28 protein-coding genes are annotated in these 23,834 nt (G+C 64.5%); 18 read left to right on the forward strand and 10 right to left on the reverse strand.

Annotation, left to right across the window (positions count from 1 at the left end):
• Window positions 1–26 precede the first annotated feature (26 nt).
• On the forward strand, window positions 27–1,097 hold the full coding sequence (locus AC5RT3_RS17340; protein WP_494053599.1) for a quinone-dependent dihydroorotate dehydrogenase: 1,071 nt from the start codon (window positions 27–29) through the stop codon (window positions 1,095–1,097).
• A gap of 75 nt (window positions 1,098–1,172) precedes the next feature.
• On the opposite strand, the gene AC5RT3_RS17345 is transcribed toward AC5RT3_RS17340, so the two are convergent.
• Window positions 1,173–1,775 (reverse strand): DUF3043 domain-containing protein, encoded by a 603-nt coding sequence (locus AC5RT3_RS17345; protein ID WP_494009212.1) that lies wholly within the window; start codon window positions 1,773–1,775, stop codon window positions 1,173–1,175.
• Between the two features lie 91 nt (window positions 1,776–1,866).
• Between AC5RT3_RS17345 and AC5RT3_RS17350 the strand changes: the two genes are divergently transcribed.
• From AC5RT3_RS17350 to AC5RT3_RS17370, 5 genes are all read left to right on the forward strand, one after another.
• Window positions 1,867–3,324, forward strand: a complete 1,458-nt coding sequence (locus tag AC5RT3_RS17350) for a dipeptidase (protein WP_494124756.1) — start codon at window positions 1,867–1,869, stop codon at window positions 3,322–3,324.
• A 162-nt stretch (window positions 3,325–3,486) separates the two neighbouring features.
• On the forward strand, window positions 3,487–3,873 hold the full coding sequence (locus tag AC5RT3_RS17355; protein ID WP_009359026.1) for a HesB/IscA family protein: 387 nt from the start codon (window positions 3,487–3,489) through the stop codon (window positions 3,871–3,873).
• Between the two features lie 185 nt (window positions 3,874–4,058).
• Window positions 4,059–4,931: an aa3-type cytochrome oxidase subunit II gene (gene ctaC / locus AC5RT3_RS17360; protein ID WP_494053602.1), complete on the forward strand. Its 873-nt coding sequence runs from the start codon at window positions 4,059–4,061 to the stop codon at window positions 4,929–4,931.
• A gap of 10 nt (window positions 4,932–4,941) precedes the next feature.
• On the forward strand, window positions 4,942–6,669 hold the full coding sequence (ctaD, locus tag AC5RT3_RS17365; protein ID WP_494009209.1) for an aa3-type cytochrome oxidase subunit I: 1,728 nt from the start codon (window positions 4,942–4,944) through the stop codon (window positions 6,667–6,669).
• Window positions 6,666–7,067 (forward strand): cytochrome c oxidase subunit 4, encoded by a 402-nt coding sequence (locus AC5RT3_RS17370; RefSeq protein ID WP_133347118.1) that lies wholly within the window; start codon window positions 6,666–6,668, stop codon window positions 7,065–7,067. The genes ctaD and AC5RT3_RS17370 overlap by 4 nt, the downstream gene beginning before the upstream one ends.
• Before the next feature lie 81 nt (window positions 7,068–7,148).
• Here AC5RT3_RS17370 and AC5RT3_RS17375 read toward each other — a convergent pair whose 3' ends face one another.
• Window positions 7,149–7,469 (reverse strand): HPr family phosphocarrier protein, encoded by a 321-nt coding sequence (locus tag AC5RT3_RS17375; protein WP_494053603.1) that lies wholly within the window; start codon window positions 7,467–7,469, stop codon window positions 7,149–7,151.
• A gap of 164 nt (window positions 7,470–7,633) precedes the next feature.
• Here AC5RT3_RS17375 and AC5RT3_RS17380 point away from each other — a divergent pair, with 164 nt between their 5' ends.
• Entirely contained in the window at window positions 7,634–8,404 is a 771-nt protein-coding gene (locus tag AC5RT3_RS17380) for a GntR family transcriptional regulator (protein WP_494053604.1), read from the forward strand.
• Between the two features lie 114 nt (window positions 8,405–8,518).
• Here the strand turns inward: AC5RT3_RS17380 and qcrB are convergent, their stop codons facing one another.
• From qcrB to ctaE, 4 genes are all read right to left on the reverse strand, one after another.
• Complete coding sequence (gene qcrB, locus AC5RT3_RS17385) at window positions 8,519–10,189, reverse strand: cytochrome bc1 complex cytochrome b subunit (protein ID WP_494124757.1); 1,671 nt, start codon at window positions 10,187–10,189, stop codon at window positions 8,519–8,521.
• Entirely contained in the window at window positions 10,167–11,240 is a 1,074-nt protein-coding gene (gene qcrA, locus AC5RT3_RS17390; RefSeq protein ID WP_494124758.1) for a cytochrome bc1 complex Rieske iron-sulfur subunit, read from the reverse strand. Before qcrA ends, qcrB begins: the two co-directional genes overlap by 23 nt.
• Before the next feature lie 100 nt (window positions 11,241–11,340).
• Entirely contained in the window at window positions 11,341–12,129 is a 789-nt protein-coding gene (gene qcrC / locus AC5RT3_RS17395; RefSeq protein ID WP_494124759.1) for a cytochrome bc1 complex diheme cytochrome c subunit, read from the reverse strand.
• 86 nt (window positions 12,130–12,215) lie between these two features.
• A complete protein-coding gene (gene ctaE, locus AC5RT3_RS17400) occupies window positions 12,216–12,854 on the reverse strand; it encodes an aa3-type cytochrome oxidase subunit III (RefSeq protein ID WP_200859184.1) in 639 nt (212 codons plus the stop codon).
• A gap of 148 nt (window positions 12,855–13,002) precedes the next feature.
• On the opposite strand from ctaE, the gene trpD reads away from it, so the two are divergent.
• Window positions 13,003–14,058 carry an anthranilate phosphoribosyltransferase gene (gene trpD, locus AC5RT3_RS17405; protein WP_494124760.1) on the forward strand — a complete coding sequence of 352 codons (1,056 nt, stop codon included), beginning with the start codon at window positions 13,003–13,005 and terminating at the stop codon, window positions 14,056–14,058.
• A gap of 4 nt (window positions 14,059–14,062) precedes the next feature.
• On the opposite strand, the gene AC5RT3_RS17410 is transcribed toward trpD, so the two are convergent.
• Complete coding sequence (locus AC5RT3_RS17410) at window positions 14,063–14,344, reverse strand: Lrp/AsnC family transcriptional regulator (protein WP_009359036.1); 282 nt, start codon at window positions 14,342–14,344, stop codon at window positions 14,063–14,065.
• 104 nt (window positions 14,345–14,448) lie between these two features.
• On the reverse strand, window positions 14,449–14,844 hold the full coding sequence (locus tag AC5RT3_RS17415; RefSeq protein WP_494053608.1) for a DUF3054 domain-containing protein: 396 nt from the start codon (window positions 14,842–14,844) through the stop codon (window positions 14,449–14,451).
• Between the two features lie 71 nt (window positions 14,845–14,915).
• On the opposite strand from AC5RT3_RS17415, the gene AC5RT3_RS17420 reads away from it, so the two are divergent.
• Window positions 14,916–15,386 carry a VOC family protein gene (locus AC5RT3_RS17420; protein WP_494053609.1) on the forward strand — a complete coding sequence of 157 codons (471 nt, stop codon included), beginning with the start codon at window positions 14,916–14,918 and terminating at the stop codon, window positions 15,384–15,386.
• On the opposite strand, the gene AC5RT3_RS17425 is transcribed toward AC5RT3_RS17420, so the two are convergent.
• Window positions 15,377–15,610 (reverse strand): hypothetical protein, encoded by a 234-nt coding sequence (locus AC5RT3_RS17425; protein WP_494124761.1) that lies wholly within the window; start codon window positions 15,608–15,610, stop codon window positions 15,377–15,379. The genes AC5RT3_RS17420 and AC5RT3_RS17425 overlap by 10 nt on opposite strands.
• Window positions 15,611–15,961: 351 nt before the next feature.
• Between AC5RT3_RS17425 and AC5RT3_RS17430 the strand changes: the two genes are divergently transcribed.
• From AC5RT3_RS17430 to AC5RT3_RS17445, 4 genes are all read left to right on the forward strand, one after another.
• Window positions 15,962–16,114, forward strand: a complete 153-nt coding sequence (locus tag AC5RT3_RS17430; RefSeq protein ID WP_494009198.1) for a hypothetical protein — start codon at window positions 15,962–15,964, stop codon at window positions 16,112–16,114.
• Between the two features lie 268 nt (window positions 16,115–16,382).
• Complete coding sequence (locus AC5RT3_RS17435) at window positions 16,383–17,606, forward strand: type III polyketide synthase (protein ID WP_494053611.1); 1,224 nt, start codon at window positions 16,383–16,385, stop codon at window positions 17,604–17,606.
• 17 nt (window positions 17,607–17,623) lie between these two features.
• Complete coding sequence (locus AC5RT3_RS17440; protein WP_494053618.1) at window positions 17,624–18,301, forward strand: class I SAM-dependent methyltransferase; 678 nt, start codon at window positions 17,624–17,626, stop codon at window positions 18,299–18,301.
• Between the two features lie 2 nt (window positions 18,302–18,303).
• On the forward strand, window positions 18,304–19,497 hold the full coding sequence (locus AC5RT3_RS17445) for an FAD-dependent oxidoreductase (protein WP_494053612.1): 1,194 nt from the start codon (window positions 18,304–18,306) through the stop codon (window positions 19,495–19,497).
• On the opposite strand, the gene AC5RT3_RS17450 is transcribed toward AC5RT3_RS17445, so the two are convergent.
• Window positions 19,485–19,898, reverse strand: a complete 414-nt coding sequence (locus tag AC5RT3_RS17450) for a nuclear transport factor 2 family protein (RefSeq protein ID WP_494053613.1) — start codon at window positions 19,896–19,898, stop codon at window positions 19,485–19,487. The genes AC5RT3_RS17445 and AC5RT3_RS17450 overlap by 13 nt on opposite strands.
• A 53-nt stretch (window positions 19,899–19,951) precedes the next feature.
• Between AC5RT3_RS17450 and AC5RT3_RS17455 the strand changes: the two genes are divergently transcribed.
• From AC5RT3_RS17455 to AC5RT3_RS17475, 5 genes are all read left to right on the forward strand, one after another.
• On the forward strand, window positions 19,952–20,632 hold the full coding sequence (locus tag AC5RT3_RS17455; protein ID WP_494053614.1) for a peptide deformylase: 681 nt from the start codon (window positions 19,952–19,954) through the stop codon (window positions 20,630–20,632).
• Window positions 20,633–20,671: 39 nt separating this feature from the next.
• On the forward strand, window positions 20,672–21,553 hold the full coding sequence (locus tag AC5RT3_RS17460) for a putative RNA methyltransferase (RefSeq protein ID WP_494124762.1): 882 nt from the start codon (window positions 20,672–20,674) through the stop codon (window positions 21,551–21,553).
• 123 nt (window positions 21,554–21,676) lie between these two features.
• A complete protein-coding gene (locus AC5RT3_RS17465; protein WP_494053616.1) occupies window positions 21,677–22,138 on the forward strand; it encodes an NfeD family protein in 462 nt (153 codons plus the stop codon).
• Window positions 22,139–22,172: 34 nt separating this feature from the next.
• Entirely contained in the window at window positions 22,173–23,120 is a 948-nt protein-coding gene (locus AC5RT3_RS17470; protein ID WP_494053617.1) for an SPFH domain-containing protein, read from the forward strand.
• Window positions 23,121–23,359: 239 nt separating this feature from the next.
• The gene (locus AC5RT3_RS17475) at window positions 23,360–23,707 is read left to right on the forward strand and encodes an RNA polymerase-binding protein RbpA (RefSeq protein ID WP_013600997.1); all 348 of its coding nucleotides are present in this window, start codon (window positions 23,360–23,362) and stop codon (window positions 23,705–23,707) included.
• Window positions 23,708–23,834 lie beyond the last annotated feature (127 nt).

Here is a 23,834-nt window from a genome sequence, read left to right on the forward strand (position 1 = left end):
GCTGTCGGAGGCGGAAGACTGGAGGCATGCGCGTTTACCCCACCTTCTTCAGGCTGGCCTTTTCATGGATGGACGCCGAGCGCGCCCACAAAATCGGTTTCAAGGGCATCCGGTTCGCGCATGCCTCCGGGGCCGGCAAAATCCTGCAGAAAGTAACGGCTCCGGCGCCGTCGTTGCAGACCACGGCTTTTGGCGTGACCTTCCCGTCGCCGTTCGGACTCGCCGCCGGCTTCGACAAGGAAGGCCTTGGCATCGAGGCCCTCTCCGAGCTGGGCTTCGGCCACGTGGAAGTGGGTACCATTACCGGGCAGGCCCAGCCCGGCAACGAAAAGCCGCGGCTTTTCCGGCTGGTGCAGGACCGCGCCGTGATCAACCGGATGGGCTTCAATAACGACGGTGCCGCCGCCGTCGCCCCCCGCCTGAAGGCCGCCCGTGCTGCGCTGCAGCGCAGGCACGCAGGCGTCCGTCCCGTCATCGGCGTCAACATCGGCAAGACCAAGGCCGTGGAACTTGCCGACGCCGTGGACGACTACCTGGTCAGTGCCCGCAGCCTGGCTCCTGCCGCCGACTACCTCGTGGTCAATGTCAGCTCCCCGAACACGCCCGGACTGCGGCTGCTCCAGGACGTGGAAACCCTCCGCCCGCTGCTCACCGCGGTAGGGCAGGAAGCAGACCGGGCCGCGGGGCGCCATGTGCCCCTTCTGGTGAAGATTGCTCCGGACCTAAGCGACGAGGATATCGACGACGTCGCCCGCCTGGCGCTGGACCTCAAGCTGGATGGCATCATCGCCACCAACACCACCATTGCCCGGACCGGTCTCAGCAGCCCTGCGGGCGAGGTCGAAAAATGCGGGGCGGGCGGGCTTTCGGGCGCGCCCCTGAAGCAGCGGTCGTTGGAGGTGCTGCGGCGCCTGAAGCAGGCAACGGGGGATGCGCTGACGCTCGTGGCCGTGGGCGGCGTCGAAACGGCACAGGACGTCCAGGACAGGCTTGATGCCGGAGCAACACTCGTCCAGGGCTACACGGCATTCCTCTATGAAGGACCGTTCTGGGCGGCCCGCATCAACCGCGCTTTGGCGAAAAACCGCCGGGCGTAGGGATCACCTTAAAGCGACAAACCCCGGCGGATGATTCCGCCGGGGTTTGCTGTTGCTGCAGCTGGTGCCGTTTGCTCAGGCCGGGTACTGGCCGCGCTTGACCTGGGGCTTGGGAAGGCGCAGTTTGCGGAACTGCAGGGAGCGCATGGAGCCGTACCAGACGGTGCCGCGTTCCACCTCGCCGAATTTTTCCGTGAGCCGCTTACGGAGTTTGCGGGACAGGATGAACACGTCCAGGAATACGGCCAGGAACATGACCCAGAATCCACCCAGGACGTAGATCATCAGGTCGCTCGAAGCAGGCACCACCAGGGATACCAGGACAAAAACCAGGGCTCCGAACATCAGATATTCGCCGAGGCTGAAGCGGGCATCCACGTAATCGCGGGCGAACCGCTTCTGCGGGCCCTTATCCCGCAGGGGGAGGAACCTCTCGTCGCCGGTGTCCAGCGCCTGGCGCATCTTCTGCCGCTGGTCCTGGATCGCCTGGCGCTCGGCGGCCTTGGACGCCTTGCGGTCCTCCGGCACCAGCGGACGCTTGCGCGCCGCTTCCTGCGCCTTGCGGGTGGGGGTTGGGGCTCCCTTGCCAACAACGCTGCCAGGCTGCGCCGCAGCGTCTGCCGCCTGCCGGTCTACTGATTCCTGCGCCGAGGGCGCTTCCTTTTTACGTCCGAACACCAGAACAGAATACCCTTGCAGGCCGGCGCAGGCCGCCCTCCCGGTCTTGGGCTCCCAAGGGCCGGGATGTGACGGGGGTAATGTTTTCGCCATGACTTCATCACCCCAGGCTGCTGCATTCAACTCGGCCGGTCCCGTCACCCCGGGCCGGGCAGGACAAAACGTCACGGAAGAACTCCGCGCGTCAATCGATCAGGCCTTTGACTGGACCCTGGCCCGGCTCAAGGAACTCGTCGCTATCCCGGGCATTGCCTGGCCAAGCTTCGAACGGGCGCCGCTGGAACGCAGCGCGGAAGCAGTCGCGGAACTGCTCCGTGCTGCTGGCCTTGAACCGGTGCAGGTCCTCGGTTGCATGAAGGACGACGGCACTCCAGGGGGTCCTGCCGTCGTGGCCCGCCGTCCAGCCGCCGAGGGCAAGCCCACCATCCTGCTCTACGCCCACCACGACGTCCAGCCGGCCGGAGACGAAACGCTTTGGAAGACGCAGCCATTCACCGCAGAGGAGAAGGACGGGCGCCTCTTCGGGCGGGGTGCGGCGGATGACAAAGCGGGCATCATGGCCCACATTGCCGCCTACACCGCCGTTTCCGAGGTCCTCGGTGAGGCGCTGGGCCTCGGCGTCACCTTCTTCTTCGAAGGGGAGGAGGAAGCCGGATCACCCACATTCCGTCAGTTCCTCGAAGCCCACCGGGACCTGCTGCGGGCTGACGTCATCGTCGTCGCCGATTCAAGCAACTGGAAGGTGGGCGTTCCCGCGCTCACCACCAGCCTGCGGGGGCTCGTGGACGGCACCGTTGAAGTGCAGGTACTGGAACACGCGGTGCATTCCGGTATGTACGGCGGTCCTGTGCTGGACGCGCCCACGCTGCTGTCCCGCCTGATCGCGACGTTCCATGATGCCGACGGCAACGTTGCCATCGACGGCCTCGTCGCCACGGACCAGGCCGCAGTGGACCTCCCCGAAGCCGACTACCGCGCCGATGCATCCGTGCTCGACGGCGTCCGGCTCGCCGGATCGGGCAGCATCGCCTCGCGCCTGTGGACGAAGCCGGCCCTGTCGATCATCGGTATCGATGCCCCGGCGGTGGCCGTCGCATCCAACACGCTGCTGCCACGGGCCCGTGCCAAATTCAGCCTTCGGCTCGCCCCCGGCCAGGATCCCGCGGCCGCCATGGACGCGGTGCGCCGGCACGTCGAAGCCAACGCGCCGTTCGGCGCCAGGATCATCTTCACGCCGGGGGAGAGCGGCAACCCCTTCCAGACCGATACCTCCTCGCCGGCCGCACAGGTGGCCATGTGGGCCCTTGGCGAGGCCTGGGGTGTCCCGGCCGTCGAAACCGGCATCGGCGGTTCGATCCCCTTCATCGCGGACCTGCTGGAGCTCTATCCGGACGCGCAGATCCTGGTGACGGGCGTGGAGGATCCGGACTCCCGCGCCCACAGCGCCAACGAATCCCTCCACCTCGGCGACTTCCGGAAAGCCATCCTGGCCGAGGCGCTGATGTTCGTGCGGCTGAACAGCCAGGGATTACGGCGCCGGGGGGACTGAAAGCGGCGCGCGGGGAACAAGAGGCGGCCTTCCATGGTTACGTCAGGAGTTAGAGCTACAAGGCTGTCCCGCGTAGCATGTAGCTATAGCCCGTACCCCAATCCGTAGGGGCTGGCACCGCCAAGGCGGAGCCGCCAGGACCCGTCCTAAGAAGGTAGGCCAATGAGCACCGCAACCAATGAGAACAGCACCGAAACCACCAGCGCTGCCGGCGAGCTGCCGGTTCACGAGGTCAACCTGACCGACGTCGCAGCAGGCAAGGTCCGCAGTCTTCTCGAGCAGGAAGGCCGTACGGATTTGCGCCTTCGGGTTGCAGTGCAGCCCGGCGGCTGCTCAGGACTGATCTACCAGCTTTACTTTGACGAGCGGCTCCTCGACGGAGATGCCGTCCGGGACTTCGACGGCGTCGAGGTTGTCGTGGACAAGATGAGCGTCCCGTACCTCAGCGGCGCAAGCATCGACTTCGAGGACACCATTTCGAAGCAGGGCTTCACCATCGACAACCCCAATGCCGGTGGCTCCTGCGCATGTGGAGACTCCTTCCACTAAGCCGGTTGTGTCGCCCGGTGCCGGCGCCGTGCCCCCTGCCATGAACATTGGTTGGAGGCACGGCGCCGACATGTGGGCGAAACGCCCGGGGGAGCGGTAAGCTCTACACCGAGTAGTAAAACTTTTAGTGTGCCCGGGGCGCCGATGTGCGCCCGGACAACAGCAACAAGTAGGAAGGGCCGTCTGTGAGTTCGCAGAACCGAACCGGCAGCCGACGCAAAACGATCACAACGATCACTGGCTTGGCTATTGCCGGCGCGTTGGTTTTGACCGGATGTTCGCCAGAGGTAGAGAAGGGGTGGCTGCCCACTGAACGTGGCACCACCAGCAACACCGACCGCATCATGGACCTCTGGGTCAACTCATGGATTGCCGCCCTGGTTGTGGGCATCATTACCTGGGGCCTGATCGTTTGGTGCATCGTGGCCTACCGCCGCCGCAAGGGCACCGTCGGGTTCCCGCGGCAGACCAGCTTCAACCTTCCCCTGGAAGTCTTCTACCTCACCATCCCGCTGTTCATGGTCCTGGTGTTCTTCTACTTCACCGACCGCGACCAGCAGGCCATTGACGACCGCTCCCAGCCAGCCGACGTCGTCGTTGACGTCCGCGGCAAGCAGTGGGCGTGGGACTTCAACTACAAGGCCGGGGACGTCATCGAAGAAGACGTCCACGAGGCCGGCGTCCAGGCGCACCTGACCGGCAACACCATCGACAAGGAACAGCTCCCAACCCTGTACTTGCCGGTTAACAAGTCCGTCGACCTGGAGTTGAACGCACGCGACGTCATCCACTCCTTCTGGGTTCCCGCCTTCCTGCAGAAGCGCGACATGATCCCGGGCAAGACCAACTACATCCGGTTTACCCCCACTAAAGAGGGCACCTACGACGGCAAGTGCGCCGAACTCTGCGGCGAGTACCACTCCGAAATGCTGTTCCGCGTGAAGGTGGTGTCCGAGGCCGAATTCCAGGCCCACATGGACGACCTGAAGGCCGCGGGCAACACGGGCCTCCTCGGTGTGGAGTACGACCGCAACCCGAACCTGAACGAAATTAAGTAAGGGGAGCGACGTGGCTACGTACACTCAATCCGCACCCACCGGAGTCCTGCCGGCTCCCGTGGTTCCCAAGTCCAAGGGACGCATCGTCGTCAACTGGATCACCTCCACCGACCACAAGACCATCGGGTACATGTACCTGATCGCGTCCTTCGTGTTCTTCTGCCTGGGTGGCGTGATGGCTCTGCTCATCCGTGCCGAACTTTTCGAGCCCGGCATGCAGATCCTGCAGACAAAGGAACAGTACAACCAGCTGTTCACCATGCACGGCACCGTGATGCTCCTGATGTTCGCAACCCCGCTGTTCGCCGGGTTCGCAAACGTCATCATGCCCCTGCAGATCGGTGCACCCGACGTCGCGTTCCCGCGCCTTAACGCCCTGGCGTTCTGGTTCTTCCTCTTCGGCTCCACTATCGCCGTCTCGGGCTTCATCACCCCGCAGGGTGCCGCCTCCTTCGGCTGGTTCGCCTACGCGCCGCTCTCGAACACCACCTTCAGCCCCGGCATCGGCGGGGACCTGTGGGTCTTCGGCCTGGCGTTGTCCGGCTTCGGCACCATCCTGGGTGCGGTCAACTTCATCACCACCATCATCTGCATGCGCGCCCCCGGCATGACCATGTGGCGCATGCCGATCTTCACCTGGAACACGCTGGTCACGGCCATCCTGGTCCTCATGGCGTTCCCGCCGCTGGCAGCAGCGCTGTTCGCCCTGGGTGCGGACCGCCGCTTCGGTGCCCACATCTTCGACCCGGAGAACGGCGGCGCCGTCCTGTGGCAGCACCTCTTCTGGTTCTTTGGCCACCCCGAGGTGTACATCATCGCCCTGCCGTTCTTCGGAATCGTCTCGGAGATCTTCCCGGTCTTCAGCCGTAAACCGATCTTCGGCTACAAGGGCCTTGTCTACGCCACCATCGCCATCGCCGCCCTGTCTGTCACCGTGTGGGCGCACCACATGTACGTCACCGGTTCGGTCCTGCTGCCGTTCTTCGCGTTCATGACCATGCTGATTGCGGTGCCCACCGGCGTGAAGTTCTTCAACTGGATCGGCACCATGTGGCGCGGATCGCTTACCTTCGAAACGCCCATGCTGTGGAGCATCGGCTTCCTCATCACCTTCCTCTTCGGCGGCCTGACCGGCATCATCCTGGCCTCCCCGCCGCTGGACTTCCACGTCTCCGACTCCTACTTCGTGGTGGCCCACTTCCACTACGTGGTGTTCGGCACCGTGGTGTTTGCGATGTTCGCCGGGTTCTACTTCTGGTGGCCTAAGTTCACGGGCAAGATGCTGAACGAGCGCCTGGGCAAGATCCACTTCTGGCTCCTCTTCCTCGGCTTCCACGGCACCTTCCTCATCCAGCACTGGCTGGGTGTTGAGGGTATGCCCCGCCGCTACGCCGACTACCTGGTGGAGGACAACTTCACCTGGATGAACCAGTTCTCCACGGTTGCCTCCTTCGTCCTGGGTGCCTCGCTTATCCCGTTCTTCTGGAACGTGTACATCACCTGGCGCAACGCCCCGAAGGTTGAAGTGGATGATCCCTGGGGCTTCGGCGCCTCGCTGGAGTGGGCCACGTCCTGCCCGCCGCCGCGGCACAACTTCACGTCGCTGCCGCGCATCCGGTCCGAGCGTCCCGCCCTGGACCTGCACCACCCGGAGCTCCGCCAGGTCCACACCGCTGAGAATCCCGCTCCTGCAGCCCAGGTTCTGGGCAACGCCGACCAGAAGGACACCGCACAGTGAAAATCGAATCCTGGATCTTTGGCGCCGGAGTCTTCTTCTTCGTCCCCGTAGCCCTGGTATACGGCTTCCTGACCAACTGGGGCGAATGGGTCGGCATCCTGGGCATCCTCCTGGTCGGCGGCCTCGCCGGCATGATCGGCGGATACCTCGGTTTCACCGGCAAGCGCGTAGGACTCCGCCCCGAGGACCGCAGCGATGCTGAGATCCACGAGGGCGCCGGCGAGCAGGGCCACTTCAGCCCTTGGAGCTGGTGGCCGCTGGTCCTCGGCCTTGCCTGCGCAGGCGGATTCCTCGGCCTGGCAGTCGGTTGGTGGATCCTCTACATCGCCGCTGGCCTCGCCGTCGTGGCGCTCATCGGCTGGGTTTACGAGTACAGCCGCGGAGACCACGCCCACTAGGCAAGCAGTCTCATAAGAACGACGTCGGGCCCCACCTCAGGTGGGGCCCGACGTCGTTTGTGTTCCAAGCCAGCGACGCGGCTAGGTAGCGGTCAGCCTCGGCGGCTGCTTTGCCGCCCCCTGAGACTCCAGGAGATCGGCAAGGGACCGAAGGACATCGCGGGCCTCCTGATGGCTTGCAGGCCCATCCAGGGCGGTGTCGCTGATGCCCAGTTCCACCTCGCAGCCGTGGTGGAAGTCAGCCGTCATGACCTGGAGCAGCGACCGGGCATCCACGCCGCTGATGCCGGCCTTGGCGATGGTGACAGGCAAGCCGGTGTCGGTAACCGCCCGGACGAAGACGGCAGCGGGACGGGCGTGCAGCCCGACAGAGGCCGTAACCACGGCCTTGTGTGTTGGCAAAGGGGACTCCTTCGTCGCGACGGCCCCATCCGTCGGTACTGATTTTTTTCCTGACCAAATATATCGGCCCATCACAGTCGCCACCCAACCAGCGCTGGAGCCGGACAGAGCTGGTCTAGACCTGACCTAAAATGGAAGGGGAAATTCGACGGCAGGGAGAGACCATGGCGGCGGGCGCTAAGGGCATCAAGGGCGAGATTGACCGCACCAGCGGAACGTCCATCTATATCCAGCTCCGGGAAATCCTGCGGGCCTACATCGCTGAGTCGTGCCCTCCCGGGAGTGCGCTCCCATCCGAACGCGACCTCGCCGAGCGCTTTGGGCTTGCCAGGATGACCGTTCGGCAGGCAATTGACGCGCTGGTCGGCGAAGAGGTCATCGAGCGTGTGGTGGGACTGGGCACGTTTGTCCGCCGGCCCAAAGTGGACCTGCAGGTCAAACTGACTTCGTACAGCGAGGAGATGCAGCGCCGTGGCATGGTCCCGGCGGCAAAGGTGCTGAGTTTCGAACAGATCGGCGCCAGCGCGTTCCTTGCGCGGGAGCTTCAACTCGACGAGGGAACCCCGTTGGTCCGCTTCCGCCGGCTGCTCCTGGCGGACGGGGAACCCATGAGCGTGGATGAAAACTTCATTCCCGCGCACCGTGTTCCCGGCCTCCTGGATGGCGAGCCTCCCACATCCCTGTACAACGTACTCAGCGAGCAGTTCGGGCTGGTGATGGAGTGGGGTGAGGACATGATCGAGGCCACGGCCGCTTCCCCCTCCACGGCCCGGCTCCTCAATGTCGAGGTGGGGTCTCCGCTGCTGAAGATCCAGCGGCACGCGTTCGTGGCGCGGGCGATGGTGGACTACTCCGTGTCCTACTACCGGGCGGACCGGTACAAGCTCTGGGTGCCGCTGCAGCGGCCGGGGGCGCGGCGGGCCCGCAACCACTAGGGCGGCCGCTTCCCAACCCGTGACAGCCCGCAGAGCGGGCTGTGACGGGTTGCTGCAGCTGGGAAACAGAAGAGGCCCGGTCCATGTGGACCGGGCCTCTTCAGTACGTGGAACCTAGTGGGACAGGCTCTTGGCTTCCTCTGGAGCTTCGACCGCTGCGTGGCCGTGGCCGTGTGCGGCCTCAAGCTCGGCAGGGGTTGCCGGGGCAACCCGGTCCTCGAAGAACCACTTGGAGAGGAGCGCGCGGCGCTTCTCCTTCCGGGTCACCACGCCGTGTTCATTCGGAATGGCCGGAATGACTTCCGGTGACTCGAATCCCACCAGCTTGTAGCGCTTGTACTCATCCAGCGGTGCGTGAACCTCGATGAATTCACCGTGGGGCAGACGCACGATGCGGCCCGTCTCACGTCCGTGCAGTGCGATTTCACGGTCCTTGCGCTGGAGTGCCAGGGCAACGCGCTTGGTGACGATGAACGCAATGATCGGCCCGATGAAGAACAGTGCACGCAGCCAGTACGTGACGTCGTTCAGGGAAACACCGAAGTGGGTTGCAATGAGGTCGGATCCAGCTGCTGCCCACATCACGCAGTACCAGACGAAGCCGGCCATGCCGATCGCGGTGCGGGTGGGGGCGTTGCGGGGACGGTCAAGCACGTGGTGCTCACGGTCGTCCTTGGTGACCCAGCGTTCGATCCACGGGTACATGAACATCACGGTGAACAGGATGCCCGCAGGGACGAGGGCCGGCAGCAGGACGTTGAATGAGAAGATGAAGCCGAACCAGTTCTGCTCAACCTGCCAGTCACCGAATGTGCCCGGCATCAGTCGCAGGGCGCCGTCGACGAATCCGATGTACCAGTCAGGCTGGGTACCGGCGGAAACGGGGGAGGGATCGTAGGGTCCGTAGTTCCAGATCGGGTTGATAGTGAAGAATCCGGCCATCAGGGCCAGGACACCGAAGACGATGAAGAAGAACCCACCGGCCTTGGCGGCGTAAACCGGACCCAGGGGGTAGCCCACAACGTTGTTGTCGTTGCGACCCGGGCCGGGGTACTGGGTGTGCTTGTGAATGACCACCATGAACAGGTGCAGCACGATCATGAGCAGGATCAGGGCCGGCACCAGCAGGATGTGCAGCATGTACAGGCGACCAATAACTGCCGTGCCCGGGAACTCGCCGCCGAATAGGAAGAACGAAATGTAGGTACCGATAACCGGAATGGACTTGATGACGCCGTCGATGATCCGCAGGCCGTTGCCGGAGAGCAGGTCATCAGGGAGCGAGTAGCCAGTGAAGCCGGCTGCCATGGCCAGGATGAGCAGGACCCCGCCCACTACCCAGTTCATCTCACGCGGCTTGCGGAACGCTCCCGTGAAGAAGACGCGCAGCATGTGCACGGCAATGGACGCCACGAACAGCAGTGCGGCCCAGTGATGGACCTGGCGCATGAAGAGGCCGCCGCGGATGTCGAAGGAGATGTCCAGTGAGGAGCTATAGGCGACGGACATTTCGACGCCCTTCAAAGGAACGTACGAACCGTCGTAATGCGTCTCCGCCATGGACGGGTCGAAGAAGAACGTCAGGAACGTGCCGGAGAGCAGCAGGACCACGAAGGAGTACAGTGCCACTTCGCCGAACATGAAGGACCAGTGGTCGGGGAAGACCTTACGGCCGAATTCCCGGAGGATTCCGGATCCGCCAACACGCGAATCGACAAAGTCGGTAAACCGACCGGTCTTGGTTTTGGCGACGAAAGCGGGCTCAGCTGTCGATGCTGCGCTCATGCATATCACGCTCCCAGTAACTTGGTCCTACGGGTTCTTTGAAGTCGCTGGTGGCGACCAGGTAGCCCTCGTCATCAACTGCGATGGGCAGCTGGGGGAGCGGCCGGCTGGCGGGGCCGAAGATCACCTTGCACTCTTGAGTGAGGTCAAAGGTGGACTGGTGGCACGGGCACAGCAGATGGTGCGTCTGCTGCTCATACAGGGCAACAGGACAACCGACGTGGGTGCAGATCTTGGAGTAGGCCACGATGCCGTTGTAACCCCAGTCCTCGCGTCCCTCCGAAGGGTTCAGTGAGGCAGGATCCAAACGCATGAGCAGCACAACAGCCTTGGCCTTCTCGTTGAGCTTGCCCTCATGGAGATCGTTCAGGCCCTCTGGAATAACATGGAAAGCCGAACCGATGGTGACGTCCGAGGCCCTAATGGGTGTGCCGTCGGGGTCGCGGGCAAGGCGCTTGAGCCTGCCGTCCTGGGGGGCCCACATGGTGTGCGCCAGCTTGTTGTCCGGACGCGGACCCAGGTCGCCGAAGATGGCAACGGCAGGAAGCGGTGCCAGTGCAACGGCACCCAGAAGTGTGTTGCGGATCAGCGGGCGGCGCTTGATGCCCGTCTCTTCGACGATGTCGTCGACGATGCGCACGGCGGCGACACGGTCCTCTTCGTAGCGGATCGCGTGGCGCTCTTCCGAGACTTCGTGGTCCGGCATCAGGGCCTTGGCCCAGTGCACGATGCCGGTACCGATGCCCAGCATCGCAAAAGCAGTGCCCAGCCCCAGCAGCATGTTCTGCAGCCGGATGGTAGCAATGTCTGATTCTCCGACCCCCAGATCGATGGCAAAATACGCCACCAGGAAGATCAGGGTGCCAACAACAGAGATGCCAAATAGTAAGGCGACCTGCCGTTCTGCCCGCTTTGCGGCCTTCGGGTCCGTGTCAGCCAGGCGCAAACGGTGTGGAGGAAGTCCAGGGTCCTGGAACTTCTCCACCTCATTCTGACCAGCCGTAGCTACGGTGCCCGAGTGGTTCGGACTGCCGTCACTATGGTTGCCCATAATTCGCCTCATCCTTCTCTCGTCCCGGCGGTTGCCGGGTTAGTTTTCTAATATCGATCTGCTGACAGGGCAGCAGGAGTTCTTGGGCCTCGGCCAGACGTCAGGACGTGCGGGAGGTCAGCCAGATGGTGAACGCGATGATGATCCCCAGACCGGCAACCCAGACGAACAGGCCTTCGGCAACGGGACCGAGGGACCCGAGTGCCGCGCCGCCCGGAGATCCGGTGGTTTCGATCTGCTTCAGGAAGGTGATGATGTCGCGCTTGCCTTCGGGGGTGATGTTCGAGTCACTGAAAACGGGCATGTTCTGCGGGCCGGTGACCATGGCCTCGTAGATGTGCTTGCCCGAGACCCCGTCCAATCCCGGTGCGAACTTGCCCCGGGTCAACGCACCGCCGGCGGCGGCAGCGTTGTGGCACATCGCGCAGTTGGTGCGGAAAAGCTCTCCACCTTCGGCGGCATTGCCGCCCTCGTCCAGCAGATGTTCCTCAGGAACCGCCGGGCCGGCTCCCAGGGAAGCCACGTAGGCTGCAAGCTGTCGGGTCTGTTCATCGTTGAACTGGACGGGCTTCTCCAGGGCCTGGGGACCGTTCATCTGCATCGGCATGCGGCCGGTGCCGACCTGGAAGTCCACAGATGCGGCGCCGACACCCACCAGGGAGGGACCATCCTGGGTTCCACTGGCACCGAAGCCGTGGCACGTGGCGCAGTTGGCGTCAAACAGCTTGCCGCCTTCTTCGACGTCGTTCGCGCTGTAGGTGGTGGTGGAAGCCTTGGCCTCGTTGACTGTGGTGGCGACGGCGTACAGCCCACCCGTGAGGAGGAGCCCCATCAGGAGCAGCGCTATTGCTGCAAGTGGGTGACGCCGCTTTTGTGAGAGTGCCTTCACGTGGTGGTTCCTTTAGTCGTTCGTGCGCCGGCTCTGGGAGCCGCTACCTGAAATTCTGCCTCTTGTAGAAAAAGAATCAAAGCTGGCTACTTGAGTACGTAGATGACCAGGAAGAGGCCGATCCACACAACGTCCACGAAGTGCCAGTAGTAAGAGGTGACGATCGCAGAGGTTGCTTCGAAGTGCCCGAACTTCTTCGCGGCAAAAGCCCGGCCCATGATGAGCAGGAAGGCGATGAGCCCGCCGATCACGTGGAGGCCGTGGAAGCCGGTGGTCATGTAGAAGGCAGAGCCATAGGCGTTGGAGGAGAGCGAGACGTGCTCGGAAACGAGCATGGCGTACTCGGTGGCCTGGCCGGCGACGAAGAACGCACCCATAAGGAACGTCAGGAGGAACCATTCGTTCATTCCCCAGCGGGAGAACTGGAATGCACCCCCGGTCCGGCGCGGCTGGAGCCGCTCAGCGGCGAAGACGCCCATCTGGCAAGTGAAGGAACTGGCCACGAGGACGATCGTGTTGGCGAGCGCGAAGGGGAAGTTGAGCTTGGCTGTCTCGTCCGCCCACATTTGCGCGCTGGTGGAGCGCAGGGTGAAGTACATGGCGAAGAGACCGGCGAAGAACATCAACTCGCTGGACAGCCACACGACGGTTCCAACGGAAACCATATTGGGGCGGTTCAGCGTGGGGTGCGCCGGGGTACTGGGGGCATGGGTCGCAGATGTCACATAGACATTATGTCTGTAAAAGTCCGTGCTGCCCAACGCAAACCGCCTTTTCGAGGGACTTTTTCTACAAAGACGCGAATTCGCTGCGAAAAGTTCCCGCGCCCGTTCACATTGGTCAGCCCGCAGCTTCCCTCGATAGCATCAGGAGGTGACTTCACAGGCTTCCGCAGCGTCCGCCAACTCGTGGCCCCGGCTCATCTCGTCCTTGATCAGCGGCAGGGACCTTACGGCGGACAACACGTCCTGGGCGATGGACACCATCATGTCCGGGGAAGCCACTCCGGCGCAGATCGCGGGTTTCCTGGTTGCCCTCAGTGCCAAGGGTGAAACCGTCGAGGAGCTTTCGGGACTCGTGGATGCCATGCTGGCGCACGCCAACCGGGTGACGATTACCGGCGAAAAGCTGGACATCGTCGGCACCGGTGGTGACCAACTTAACACGGTTAACATTTCCACCATGGCGGCCCTGGTGGCTGCCGGTGCCGGTGCCAAGGTGGTCAAGCACGGCAACCGGGCGGCGTCGTCGTCGTCCGGATCCGCGGACGTGCTGGAGGCGCTCGGGGTCCGCCTGGACCTGTCCATTGAGCAGGTGGCGCGCAATGCTGAAGAGGCAGGAATTACGTTCTGCTTCGCCCAGGTGTTCCACCCGTCGTTCCGCCACACCGCGGTACCTAGGCGGGAGCTGGCGATTCCCACGGCGTTCAACTTCCTGGGCCCGCTCACCAACCCGGCGCAGGTGCAGGCCTCCGCCGTCGGGGTTGCCCATGCCCGGATGGCGCCGCTGGTCGCGGGAGTTCTCGCCCGGCGGGGGAGCCGGGGGCTTGTGTTCCGCGGAAATGACGGACTCGACGAGCTCACCACCACCGGTCCGTCCACGGTGTGGGAAATCCGGGACGGCGCGGTGAACGAACTAGCGTTTTCGCCCCAGGACCTCGGAATCAGCCTGGCCACAGTGGAACAGCTGCGCGGCGGGGACGCGCAGGCTAATGCGGCTGTGGTGCGGGAAGTCCTGGCCGGCAAGGAAGGTCCCGCCCGGGACGCGGTTCTGCTCAACGCGGCGGCCGGGCTCGTGGCCTTCGACCGTCGCGCGGAGGGGCCATTCCTGGACCGGATGCAAAAGGCCTACGCCACGGCCGCAGAATCCATCGATTCCGGTGCCGCCGCTGCAGTGCTCGACAAGTGGGTGGCCCTCACCAGGGCCTAGGCTCCTACTGCTCGAAGCCGAGCGAGAACGCCGCGTCCAGGTCGTGCTGCGAGTAGGCGCGGAACGCGATGTGCGTGGTGGTATGAACCACGGCGGGAACCTTGGAGAGCTTGTCGGCGATGACGTCTGCCAGGTCCTCGTGCCGGCGGACCCGCGCGACGGCGATCAGGTCCCACTCACCCGTCACTGAATAGACCTCGCTGATCCCGTCAATCGCAGAAATCTCCTCTGCTGTCTCGGGAATACGGGAAGCGTCGGTCTTGATCAGAACGAATGCGGTAATCACGTTGAACCCCTCCGGATCAGTTGCGCCGCGGCAGGGCCCGGCAGGCTTGTCAGTGCTGCCAGCCTATTACACCGGCGCGCCGCGCCTGTCCGGCTGGTCCAGGGTTATTTTTTCCGGCGGCGGATGCCGGCGAGGATCAGGCGGTAGCCCACCAGGAGAACGCCAAGGCTCAGCAGCGCCACAATAACGAAGGGGAGTACCACCGTCTGGCCTGTGACGGCCCGCAGCAGCATGCCGCCGACCAGGCTCCCAAGCCACACCGCCAGGCCGCTGCGCACCGACAGCGGATCCCGCCATGCCCGGGCCGCCAGCCATCCAGCTGCCGCCCCTGCCAGGAACGGCCACGCCGTCAGCAGTACGCCGGAGACCACATCTCCGCGCTGGTGCGCGTCACGGCCGATGGCGGCGAAGACCAGGATCAGCACCAGATCCGTTAAAGCGGCTCCCGCCGCCAGGCCGGCCAAGGAAGGCTTTGCTGGCTTCACATTCCGGAAACTCATGGTTCCGACCTTAGCGTCCCGTTCCCGCGGGGGGCGATCCGGACTAGGCTCAAGCCGGAAGGGAGCAAACTATGCCGCGTCGTGTCGGAACCTGCCTTTGGTTCGAGAACCAGGCGGAAGAAGCCGCAAAGTTCTACGTCAGCGTCTTCGACGATTCGAAGATCATCAACGTCTCACGTTTTGGCGAGGGAGGCCCGGGGGCAACGGGTGAGGCAATCGCCGTCGACTTTGAACTGGAAGGGCGTCCGTTCACGGCATTGAACGGGTCCCGGGGGTCCAGCTTCACCGAAGCCGTGTCCTTCGTGGTGGACTGCGAGGACCAGGCGGCCGTGGACCGGTACTGGACGGCGCTGACGGACGGCGGCTCGGAAAGCATGTGCGGCTGGCTGAAGGACCGGTACGGGGTGTCCTGGCAGGTGGTGCCATCCGTCCTTCCATCGCTGATCGCTGGACCGGACCCGGAGGGCTCCCAGCGGGCTATGCAGGCCATGCTGGGTATGCGGAAACTGGACATCGCCGAACTTCAGAAGGCCTACGGCTGACGCCTACCGGGAGCCGACGTGTCCGGGGGAAGCCGGCGTACCAGCCACGACGATTCCCATCGCAGTCCCTTCTCGCCGATGTCAGAACTCTCAACCAGAACATGGGTGATGGTGTAGGCGATGGCGCTGCCGGCGACGCCTCTGACCATTACCGGAGCGGGGCGCAGCATGACAATCGGTAGCCCCGGGGCCTGGAGCAGTGCAGCCTTGATGGCGGCTTCCATGCTTTCTTGATTGACGTACCGGGGGAGCGGGAGCAAATCGGCGCTTTTGCCAGAGTGGTCAGGTGATAGGGGCATGGGATGTCCTGGGGATACGCGGGTGCCTGCGCGCCAAAGCCCACTGCATAAGCTGGCCAATTTTCGGGGCCAATCGACCTCTACCTCCTGCGGATGCTTACCGCAGGAGGTATGCATCCGACGGTAGACCCCCGTGCACTGTTTGGCATCCGTAGCTGGTACTTGATTCCTAGGGGAGGGTTACTTATCTTTTGGGATGCCAGTCCGCGTTTCGGAAGCGGGATACGAGTAACCTGCCGTTATCCGCTGCTTTGGTGCGGCAAATTTGGAGGTTGTGTGAACAAGCCGCTTTGGATCTGCTGCCTGGTGGGGGCTGCAGTCGGCATCACCCTGGGGCTGGCAGTCTTCGACAGCCCGGTTGTGGGCTTCGCGGTGGGCTTGGGACTCGGGGCGATCGTGGGTGCCGGAATCGGTACCAGGCAGGAGTAGCCGGGGCGGATTCCGGTTTCCTTGAAGCAGGTGGCGTTTCGATGCTGCTTTCCATGAAGCGCTGAGTCCGCCGGACCAAAGGCGGTCCGGGAGAGCGGTGGATCTGATCAACTTGACATAATGTAGATTATCGGCGTTTTGGGGAGCCCGGCGAAAGGGGGCTGAGGCATCTGAGCTTCAGTGCATCCGGAGCCGTCGGTCCAAGCAATTCCGCAGGTCAGCGGCACACACCATTGTCTTAATGTGGGGCCTCGTTAAGAATGGGTCAATGACGGTCTATGTGAGATCACTCGAAACTGCGGTCCCTAAAACCATGCTGGTCCAGTCTGAAGCCCGTGACGTATTTGCCGCCCAGCCAGGCCTCACGAGGTTGGGTTCGCGGCTGGTCAGCACCTGCTTTGACTCGGCCGCCATCGATACGCGGTTCACAGCCGTCGAGGAACTGACCAACGACTTCCGCTCAGACGACCCGCAGTTCTACGACCCGTCGTCGGGCCTTCTACTCAACCCGAGCACCAAGGTCCGCAACGAGATCTTCGCCCGCGAGGCCACCAAGCTGTTCGTGGAAGCCGCCCGGGCAGCCCTGGACTCCGCCCCTGAACTCGATTTACTTGACATAACTCACCTCGTGACCGTCTCCTGCACGGGTTTCTTCAATCCTGGCCCGGACTACAAGATCGTCCGTGAGCTTGGCCTGGATCCGGCAGTCCAGCGCTACCACCTCGGATTCATGGGCTGTTATGCCGCCTTTCCCGCACTCCGCGCTGCCAAACTCTTCTGCGAGGCTGACCCGAACGCCGTGGTCCTGGTGGTGTGCGCCGAGCTGTGCTCGCTGCACGTCCGGACGTCGAACGACCCCGACACCATCATGGGTTCGGCACTGTTTGCTGACGGTGCAGCCGCCGCTGTGGTCACGTCCCGGCCGGACGCGGCGGAAAATGCACTCCTGCAAGTGGACCACTTCGAGACGGTCCTCACGCCGGTTGGCGAGGACTCCATGGCCTGGAACATCGGCGACAACGGCTTCGAGATGGTGCTAGGAAACTACGTCCCGCACATCATTGACGACCACATCGTGGGGGCACTGCAACCACTCCTGGCGCGGGAGCCTGAACTGGCAGCACTCCCCTACACGTCCATCCAGCACTGGGGAATCCATCCGGGCGGGCGGAGCATCCTTGACAAGGTCCAGTCCCGGCTCGGCCTGACGGACCCACAGCTGGTGCCCGCGCGCGAAGTCCTGCGGAACTACGGCAACATGAGCAGCGCCACTGTGCTCTTCGTCCTCAGACACATCCTTCAGCAGGAAGGACAGCCACAGGAGGGTGCCGGCGGCGGCCGCATCTGCTCCATGGCATTCGGGCCCGGCCTCACGGTGGAGACGGCCCTGTTCACGAAATTGCGGCAGGCACCTGCGGACGCCACCGCATTGCAGGGCGTTCGGACCGCTGAGATCCGGCAACCGCTGGAAGCGGAAGCCCCGGTGGCCTGACCGGCGTGGATTTCCTGATGCGGGAGCGCGACACCACGGCAGTGGAGCGGATGGACCTGCCTGACTGCGACCCCCGCCGGCTGGACAACACCTACCGACAGTTCGGCGTCGTCAACCGGGTCCTCAGCGGCTGGCAGCGGCTTTACCGGCGGGAGCTCCGTCCCTTGCTGGCGGCACAACCGATCCGGCTCCTGGACATTGGCTCGGGCGGCGGCGACCTTGCCGTCCTGCTGGCCCGCTGGGCCCGGCGCGACAGGCTCACCCTCACCATCACAGGAATTGATCCCGACCCCCGCGCAGCTTCCTTCGCTCAGAAGAGGCCTTCCGTGCACGGCGTCGAATTCCGGCAGGCGCACAGTGCGGACGAGGTTGCCGTGGGCCGGACGTATGACGTGGTGATCTCCAACCACGTCCTCCACCATCTTCCGGCGGAGGAGCTCCAGGTCTTGCTGGCACACTCGGAGGTGCTCGCTGGGAAAAAGGTCCTGCACAACGACCTCCGCCGAAGCCCCGCAGCCTTCACCCTGTTTGGCGTAGCGGCCCTCCCCTTTGCCGGCTCCTACATCCGCGTGGACGGGCTGACCTCGATCCGCCGAAGCTACACTCCTGCTGAACTTTCCGCCCTCGCTCCCCCGGGCTGGACTGTGGAACGCAGCGCAGCCTTCCACCAGGTCCTCACCTACCGCCAGGGCTGACCATGGCAGTGGATATTGTGGTGGTGGGCGGCGGCCCGGTGGGCCTGTACCTTGCGGCGGCGCTTCTCCAGCAGGGCATCAGTGTCCGGGTGCTTGAGCGGCGGCAGTCGCGGGACCTCCACACGCGCGCCATCGGCATCCATCCGCCGGCGCTCTTTGCCCTGGATGAGGTCGATGTGGCCGCCGCCCTGGTGCGGGAAGGCGTACCGATCCGGACGGGGATGGCGGTCAGCCGGGGAAAGACGTTGGGCGTCATGGCGTTCAACGGCGTCTCGGACACCTTCCCGTTCGTGCTGGCACTGCCCCAGTTCCGGACCGAGCAACTGCTGGAGGAACGCCTCCGTGCCCTGGACAGCGACGCGCTGGTGCGGGGCGTGGAAGCCACGGCGGTGAACGACGACGGCGGCCGCGTCACCATAGAGGTCCAGCGGGCTCCGGGCACCCCGGCAGGAGCCACGTCATTCAGCGCTTCCATGGTGGTGGCTGCAGACGGTGCACGGTCCAGGTTCCGGGATCTCCTGGGCGTTCCGGTACAGAGGAAGACGTATCCGGATCACTACCTGATGGGGGATTTCGCGGATCCCGGCCGGCACGGGGACATGGCGGTCCTCTTCCTGGAGCGCGGCGGGATTGTCGAGTCGTTTCCCCTCCCGGGCGGCGTCCGGCGCTGGGTGGTCCGCCTGGGCCGGCCGGCAGGAGATGCAGGGGCGCCGGACCTTGTAAGAATGGTGGGGCAGCGCACCGGCATCCTGCCCGACGCCGGCACCAACAGCATGCTCAGCGCTTTCAGCGTCCGTTCCACCCTGGCGCTTCAAACAGTAGTGGGACGCACCGTGCTGCTCGGCGACGCCGCCCATGAAATCAGTCCCATCGGAGGCCAGGGCATGAATCTCGGCTGGCTGGACGCCCATGCCCTGGTTCCGCTCCTGCGTGAAGCCCTCGCAGGAGGGCGTACCGATACCGGCTTCGAGCAGTTCGAGGCGGACCGGCGCCGGGCTGCGCTGCTGGCCCGCCGACAGTCAGAGATCAACATGCTGCTGGGGCGCCCGCTGCCGCCGCCCCTGCTGCACCTGCGGAATTCGGCCATCAGGGCCGCAGCGTCAACGCCGGCCGTGAATGCGTGGGTGGCTCGGCGGTTCACCATGCAGGAGGAACGGCTGCACCCCGGCGGCTCCGTCCAGGCTCACCGGAAGTAGCAGTCATAACTGTCCTGGCTGACGATCAAGCCGTCGCTGACTTCGAACACGGACGACGTCCTTGCCCGGATGGTTTCCCCTGCATCCCAATACCGGAGGTCCATCAGCACCGTGGCGGACCAGTCCGCTTCCACGGCTACCCGGCCCTCCTCGCAGGTGGTGCGGCGGACGGCGAACTTCTGGTCCCGCACAACCGTGGCGCTCTGGTCTGCGCCGGCCAGGACCTGAGCCAGCGTCCGCGTGGCCCCCTCGGGAGCCAGCAGGTGCGGGGCCTCAACCAGGACGAACGCATCGGCGAGGAGCGGCTTGATGCCGGCCGCTCCCCCGCCCGATTCCAGCGCCTTGAGGAAACCCAGGACACAGTCGAGGGGCGACGCGCCGGGCAGCGGGGAAATGGCCATGACATCGACAGTAGCAAGCCGCCCGCTTTCCCGGTCCCCAGTAGGCTTTCGTCATGACGCCAAGCACGCCCGGGACCGCCATGAACGACGAACAGATCCGTGAACTTGTGGAGCGTATCCTCTCGGCCGGCATGATGCCGCCCATCGTCCAGACGGGCCATCCGGCCCTGCGCCAGCGCGCGGCCGCCTACAACGGGCAGCTGCCCGCGGAGCAGCTGGCCCGGCTGATCGAGCTCATGCGCCAGGTTATGCACGAGGCGCCCGGGGTGGGGCTGGCGGCGCCCCAGCTTGGCATACCCCTTCAAATTGCGGTCCTCGAAGACCTGTACGACGTCGACCCGGAGGCGGCCGCCCTGCGCAACCGGAGCCCGCTGGAGTTCCTGGCGATCCTTAATCCCCGCTATACGCCGCAGGGCAGCGGAACGGCCGCTTTCTATGAAGGGTGCCTCTCCCTGAACGGGCTCCAGGCCGTGGTGGCCCGCCCGGACAACGTGCTCCTTGACTATGAAACGCCCGACGGCACGGCAGCCCAGCGCGAGTTCACCGGCTGGCAGGCCAGGATCGTGCAGCACGAAACCGACCACCTCAACGGAATCCTCTACATCGACAGGGCCCAGCTGCGGTCATTGAGCAGCAACAGCGAATACGCGGCACATTGGGCTGCGCCCGGAATCAGCAGGGCCCGGGAGGGCCTCGGCTTTGACGACCGGCCGGCTGGCATCAGCATCAGTTGACGGTCCCGGCCGGATGGACCGGCCGCCTAAGATGGTGCAATGCCCCCTGCATCGGACCTTCCCCTTCTTTGCCCGGTCTGCGCGGTTCCGTTGACCTTCGCCGCCGCCCAGCCGCCGAAACCAGGAAGGCTCGCCTGCGCGTCACGGCACAGTTTCGATGCCGCCCGGCAGGGTTACTTCAACCTGCTGGTCGGAAAGGGCACCGCCTTCGAGGCTGATTCCGCCGCGATGGTGGATGCCCGCTTCAACTTCCTTGGCCGGGGCCACTACCGGCCGCTGGCACAAGCCGTGGCGGCCGCCGTCGTACCCGTCCTGTCCGACCGGGCAGCCGTGCTGGACTCGGGCACCGGAACAGGGCACTACCTGCGCGAGCTGCTGGACACCGCCGCCGCCCAGGGCCGGACAGTGGCCGCCGCAGGGCTGGACATTTCCAAATTCGCCCTGCGCCGCGCCGCCCGGCTCAACCCGGAAGCCGTCAACCTGGTCTGGGACATCTGGCAACCGCTGCCGTTGGCGGCCAACTCTGTTGACGCCGTCACGGTAATCTTTGCGCCCCGCAACGCTGCCGAGTTCGCGCGTGTGCTCCGGCCCGGCGGGCGCCTGGTGGTGGTCACCCCGCGCGAGGGCCACCTTGCCGGCATCGCAGCCCTGGCAGGCATGCTCGCCATCGAGGAAGGCAAGGACGCCCGGCTGGCTGCCGCCATGGCGCGGCACTTCGAGGTGGAGGAAAGCTCCGACGTCGACATTCCGCTTGCACTCAACCACCAGGAAGCAGCGGACCTGGCATTCATGGGACCGGCAGGCCATCACACAAGCCGGGATGCCATCGCCGTCCGCCTTGACGGCAACCCGGAGCCCCTCCGGGTCGAGGCGAAGTTCCGGCTGATGGTCTTCCGGCCCAGGCTGCCCGCCGGCACGTAACGACTTGGCCACTATCGCCTCTGCCGTCTGCATGACCCAGCCCACAGGCCGGGGCCCCGGACTAGGATAAGAAGACAGGTACCGAAGGGCCCGCGACGGCGCCCGGTGTCCAAGGGGGCAGCAGTGTTCGAATGGTTGGGGGAAAACTGGTGGGCCCTGTGGCTCACGGCTTTCCTGGCATTTGCAGTGGTCGAGATGATCACGCTTGACCTGTTTTTCATCATGCTCGGCGGTGGTGCCCTGGCTGCCCTGGTAGCCGACTTTGCCGGTGCTGACGGCTGGCTGCAGATCGTGGTTTTCTGCGTGGTGTCCCTGCTCATGATCGCTTTCGTCCGTCCGGTGGCGCTGTCCCACTTGAAGAAGGGCCCCGCAGAGCAGCGTTCCAACGTCGACCGGCTGATCGGCGAGCAGGCAGTGGTGATGGAGGCCGTGACGTCGGACGGCGGCCTGGTAAAAATCGGCGGCGACATCTGGAGCGCGCGTTCTGAGGCCGGGGTTCTTCACGCCGGACAAAAAGTGGTGGTGGCGGCGATCGACGGCGCCACGGCTGTAGTTTCGGTGCCACCCGCCAGCGGCACGTCCTGACACAGCAATATCAATTGGGGAACAAGGGAGACGCATGGAAAACGCAGGAGGAACGGCTTTGGCCGTCGTGCTGGTAGTCCTGATCGTGTTTGTGATCATCGTCCTGGTGCGGGCGGTGCGGATTATTCCGCAGGCCCGGGCCGGCGTGGTGGAGCGGCTCGGCAAATACCAGCGCACCCTGAATCCGGGGCTGACCATCCTCATCCCCTTCGTGGACCGGCTCCTTCCGCTGCTGGACCTCCGCGAGCAGGTGGTGTCGTTCCCGCCCCAGCCAGTGATCACCGAGGACAACCTGGTGGTCTCGATCGACACGGTCGTCTACTTCCAGGTCACCGACCCCCGTGCCGCCACCTACGAAATCGCCAACTACATCCAGGCGGTGGAGCAGCTCACCACCACCACGCTCCGTAACGTGGTGGGCGGATTGAACCTCGAAGAGGCGCTCACGTCGCGTGACCAGATCAACGGCCAGCTCCGCGGCGTCCTGGACGAGGCCACCGGCCGCTGGGGGATCCGCGTTTCGCGCGTTGAACTCAAGGCGATCGATCCGCCCCACTCCATCCAGGACTCGATGGAAAAGCAGATGCGCGCCGAGCGTGACCGACGGGCAGCCATCCTGACGGCCGAGGGTACCAAGCAGTCTGCCATCCTGACGGCAGAGGGCCAGCGGCAGGCTTCCATCCTTGCTGCGGAAGGTGACGCCAAGGCCGCTATCCTTCGCGCCGACGGTGAGGCCCAGGCCATCCAGAAGGTCTTCGATGCCATCCACCGCGGCAACCCGGACCAGAAACTGCTGGCCTACCAGTACCTGCAGACCCTGCCGAAGCTCGCGGAAGGCACCTCCAACAAGCTGTGGATCATCCCAAGTGAAGTCGGCGAAGCCCTCAAGGGAATCGGGAACGCGCTGGGCGGAACCAATCCGGATCCGGGGGCAGCGGGCGGCCTTTTCGACGAAGTGGGAGCGAAGTCCACCGAACCATAAGCAGTACGGCTGACGGGAAGGGACCTGCCCTGCGCGGGTCCCTTCCCTGTTTTGGTTCCCGCGGCATGGCCCACGTATAATTGGGTATTTGTCCGGCAGGAGCAGTCCGCTGGAACAACAAAGCTTCGCAATGCGTTGAATCCTATGATGCAGCGCAGAGCAAACAGTAGCCCGGTGGTGCTTCATCGCCACCGGCAGGCGCGGGGTCCTGCCCCGCGAACCGAGAAGAGGGAGAAATCATGAGCGATCGCAGCCTGCGGGGTATGCGCCTTGGTGCGCAGAGCATGGAGACCGAGTCCGGGGTTGAGCCGGCTCCGCGCCAGCGCGTCGAGTACCGTTGCGAGGACGGCGAACAGGTTTTCGTTACCTTCTCCTCCGAAGCCGAGATTCCGCCGGTATGGGTTTCCAAGACCGGCAAGGAAGCCCTTCTGGTTGACGGCGAACGCCCGGACACCAGCAACGACAAAGCTGTCCGGACCCACTGGGACATGCTGCTGGAACGCCGTTCCCTGCCCGAGCTTGAGCAGATCCTTGAGGACCGCTTGACCATCCTCCGTGAACGCCGTGGAGAACGCCGCTCCGCTTAGGACCATTCAAAAGGGGGCCGTTCCCGCACTTGAACTGGTCCCCGAAAGTTGGACTGGGTAAGTAAGAGCCTAAGCCGCGAGGGCCTGAGCACGGTATTGCACCGGGCTCAGGCCCTCGAGCTTTGTC

It is taken from the genome of Arthrobacter sp. Y3221159, assembly GCF_059089885.1.

Bases quoted from the DNA above. Each gene is read 5' to 3' on its own strand.
- AC5RT3_RS17350 (WP_494124756.1), top strand. From the start codon at position 1,867: ATGACTTCATCACCCCAGGCTGCTGCATTCAACTCGGCCGGTCCCGTC.
- AC5RT3_RS17425 (WP_494124761.1), bottom strand. From the start codon at position 15,610: ATGGAAGCCGCCATCAAGGCTGCACTGCTCCAGGCCCCGGGGCTACCG.
- AC5RT3_RS17355 (WP_009359026.1), top strand. From the start codon at position 3,487: ATGAGCACCGCAACCAATGAGAACAGCACCGAAACCACCAGCGCTGCC.
- AC5RT3_RS17470 (WP_494053617.1), top strand. From the start codon at position 22,173: ATGGAAAACGCAGGAGGAACGGCTTTGGCCGTCGTGCTGGTAGTCCTG.
- AC5RT3_RS17380 (WP_494053604.1), top strand. From the start codon at position 7,634: ATGGCGGCGGGCGCTAAGGGCATCAAGGGCGAGATTGACCGCACCAGC.
- AC5RT3_RS17415 (WP_494053608.1), bottom strand. From the start codon at position 14,844: ATGAGTTTCCGGAATGTGAAGCCAGCAAAGCCTTCCTTGGCCGGCCTG.
- AC5RT3_RS17340 (WP_494053599.1), top strand. From the start codon at position 27: ATGCGCGTTTACCCCACCTTCTTCAGGCTGGCCTTTTCATGGATGGAC.
- AC5RT3_RS17450 (WP_494053613.1), bottom strand. From the start codon at position 19,898: ATGGCCATTTCCCCGCTGCCCGGCGCGTCGCCCCTCGACTGTGTCCTG.
- AC5RT3_RS17455 (WP_494053614.1), top strand. From the start codon at position 19,952: ATGACGCCAAGCACGCCCGGGACCGCCATGAACGACGAACAGATCCGT.
- AC5RT3_RS17440 (WP_494053618.1), top strand. From the start codon at position 17,624: ATGCGGGAGCGCGACACCACGGCAGTGGAGCGGATGGACCTGCCTGAC.
- AC5RT3_RS17475 (WP_013600997.1), top strand. From the start codon at position 23,360: ATGAGCGATCGCAGCCTGCGGGGTATGCGCCTTGGTGCGCAGAGCATG.
- AC5RT3_RS17460 (WP_494124762.1), top strand. From the start codon at position 20,672: ATGCCCCCTGCATCGGACCTTCCCCTTCTTTGCCCGGTCTGCGCGGTT.
- qcrA (WP_494124758.1), bottom strand. From the start codon at position 11,240: ATGGGCAACCATAGTGACGGCAGTCCGAACCACTCGGGCACCGTAGCT.
- AC5RT3_RS17435 (WP_494053611.1), top strand. From the start codon at position 16,383: ATGACGGTCTATGTGAGATCACTCGAAACTGCGGTCCCTAAAACCATG.
- AC5RT3_RS17445 (WP_494053612.1), top strand. From the start codon at position 18,304: ATGGCAGTGGATATTGTGGTGGTGGGCGGCGGCCCGGTGGGCCTGTAC.
- AC5RT3_RS17420 (WP_494053609.1), top strand. From the start codon at position 14,916: ATGCCGCGTCGTGTCGGAACCTGCCTTTGGTTCGAGAACCAGGCGGAA.
- qcrB (WP_494124757.1), bottom strand. From the start codon at position 10,189: ATGAGCGCAGCATCGACAGCTGAGCCCGCTTTCGTCGCCAAAACCAAG.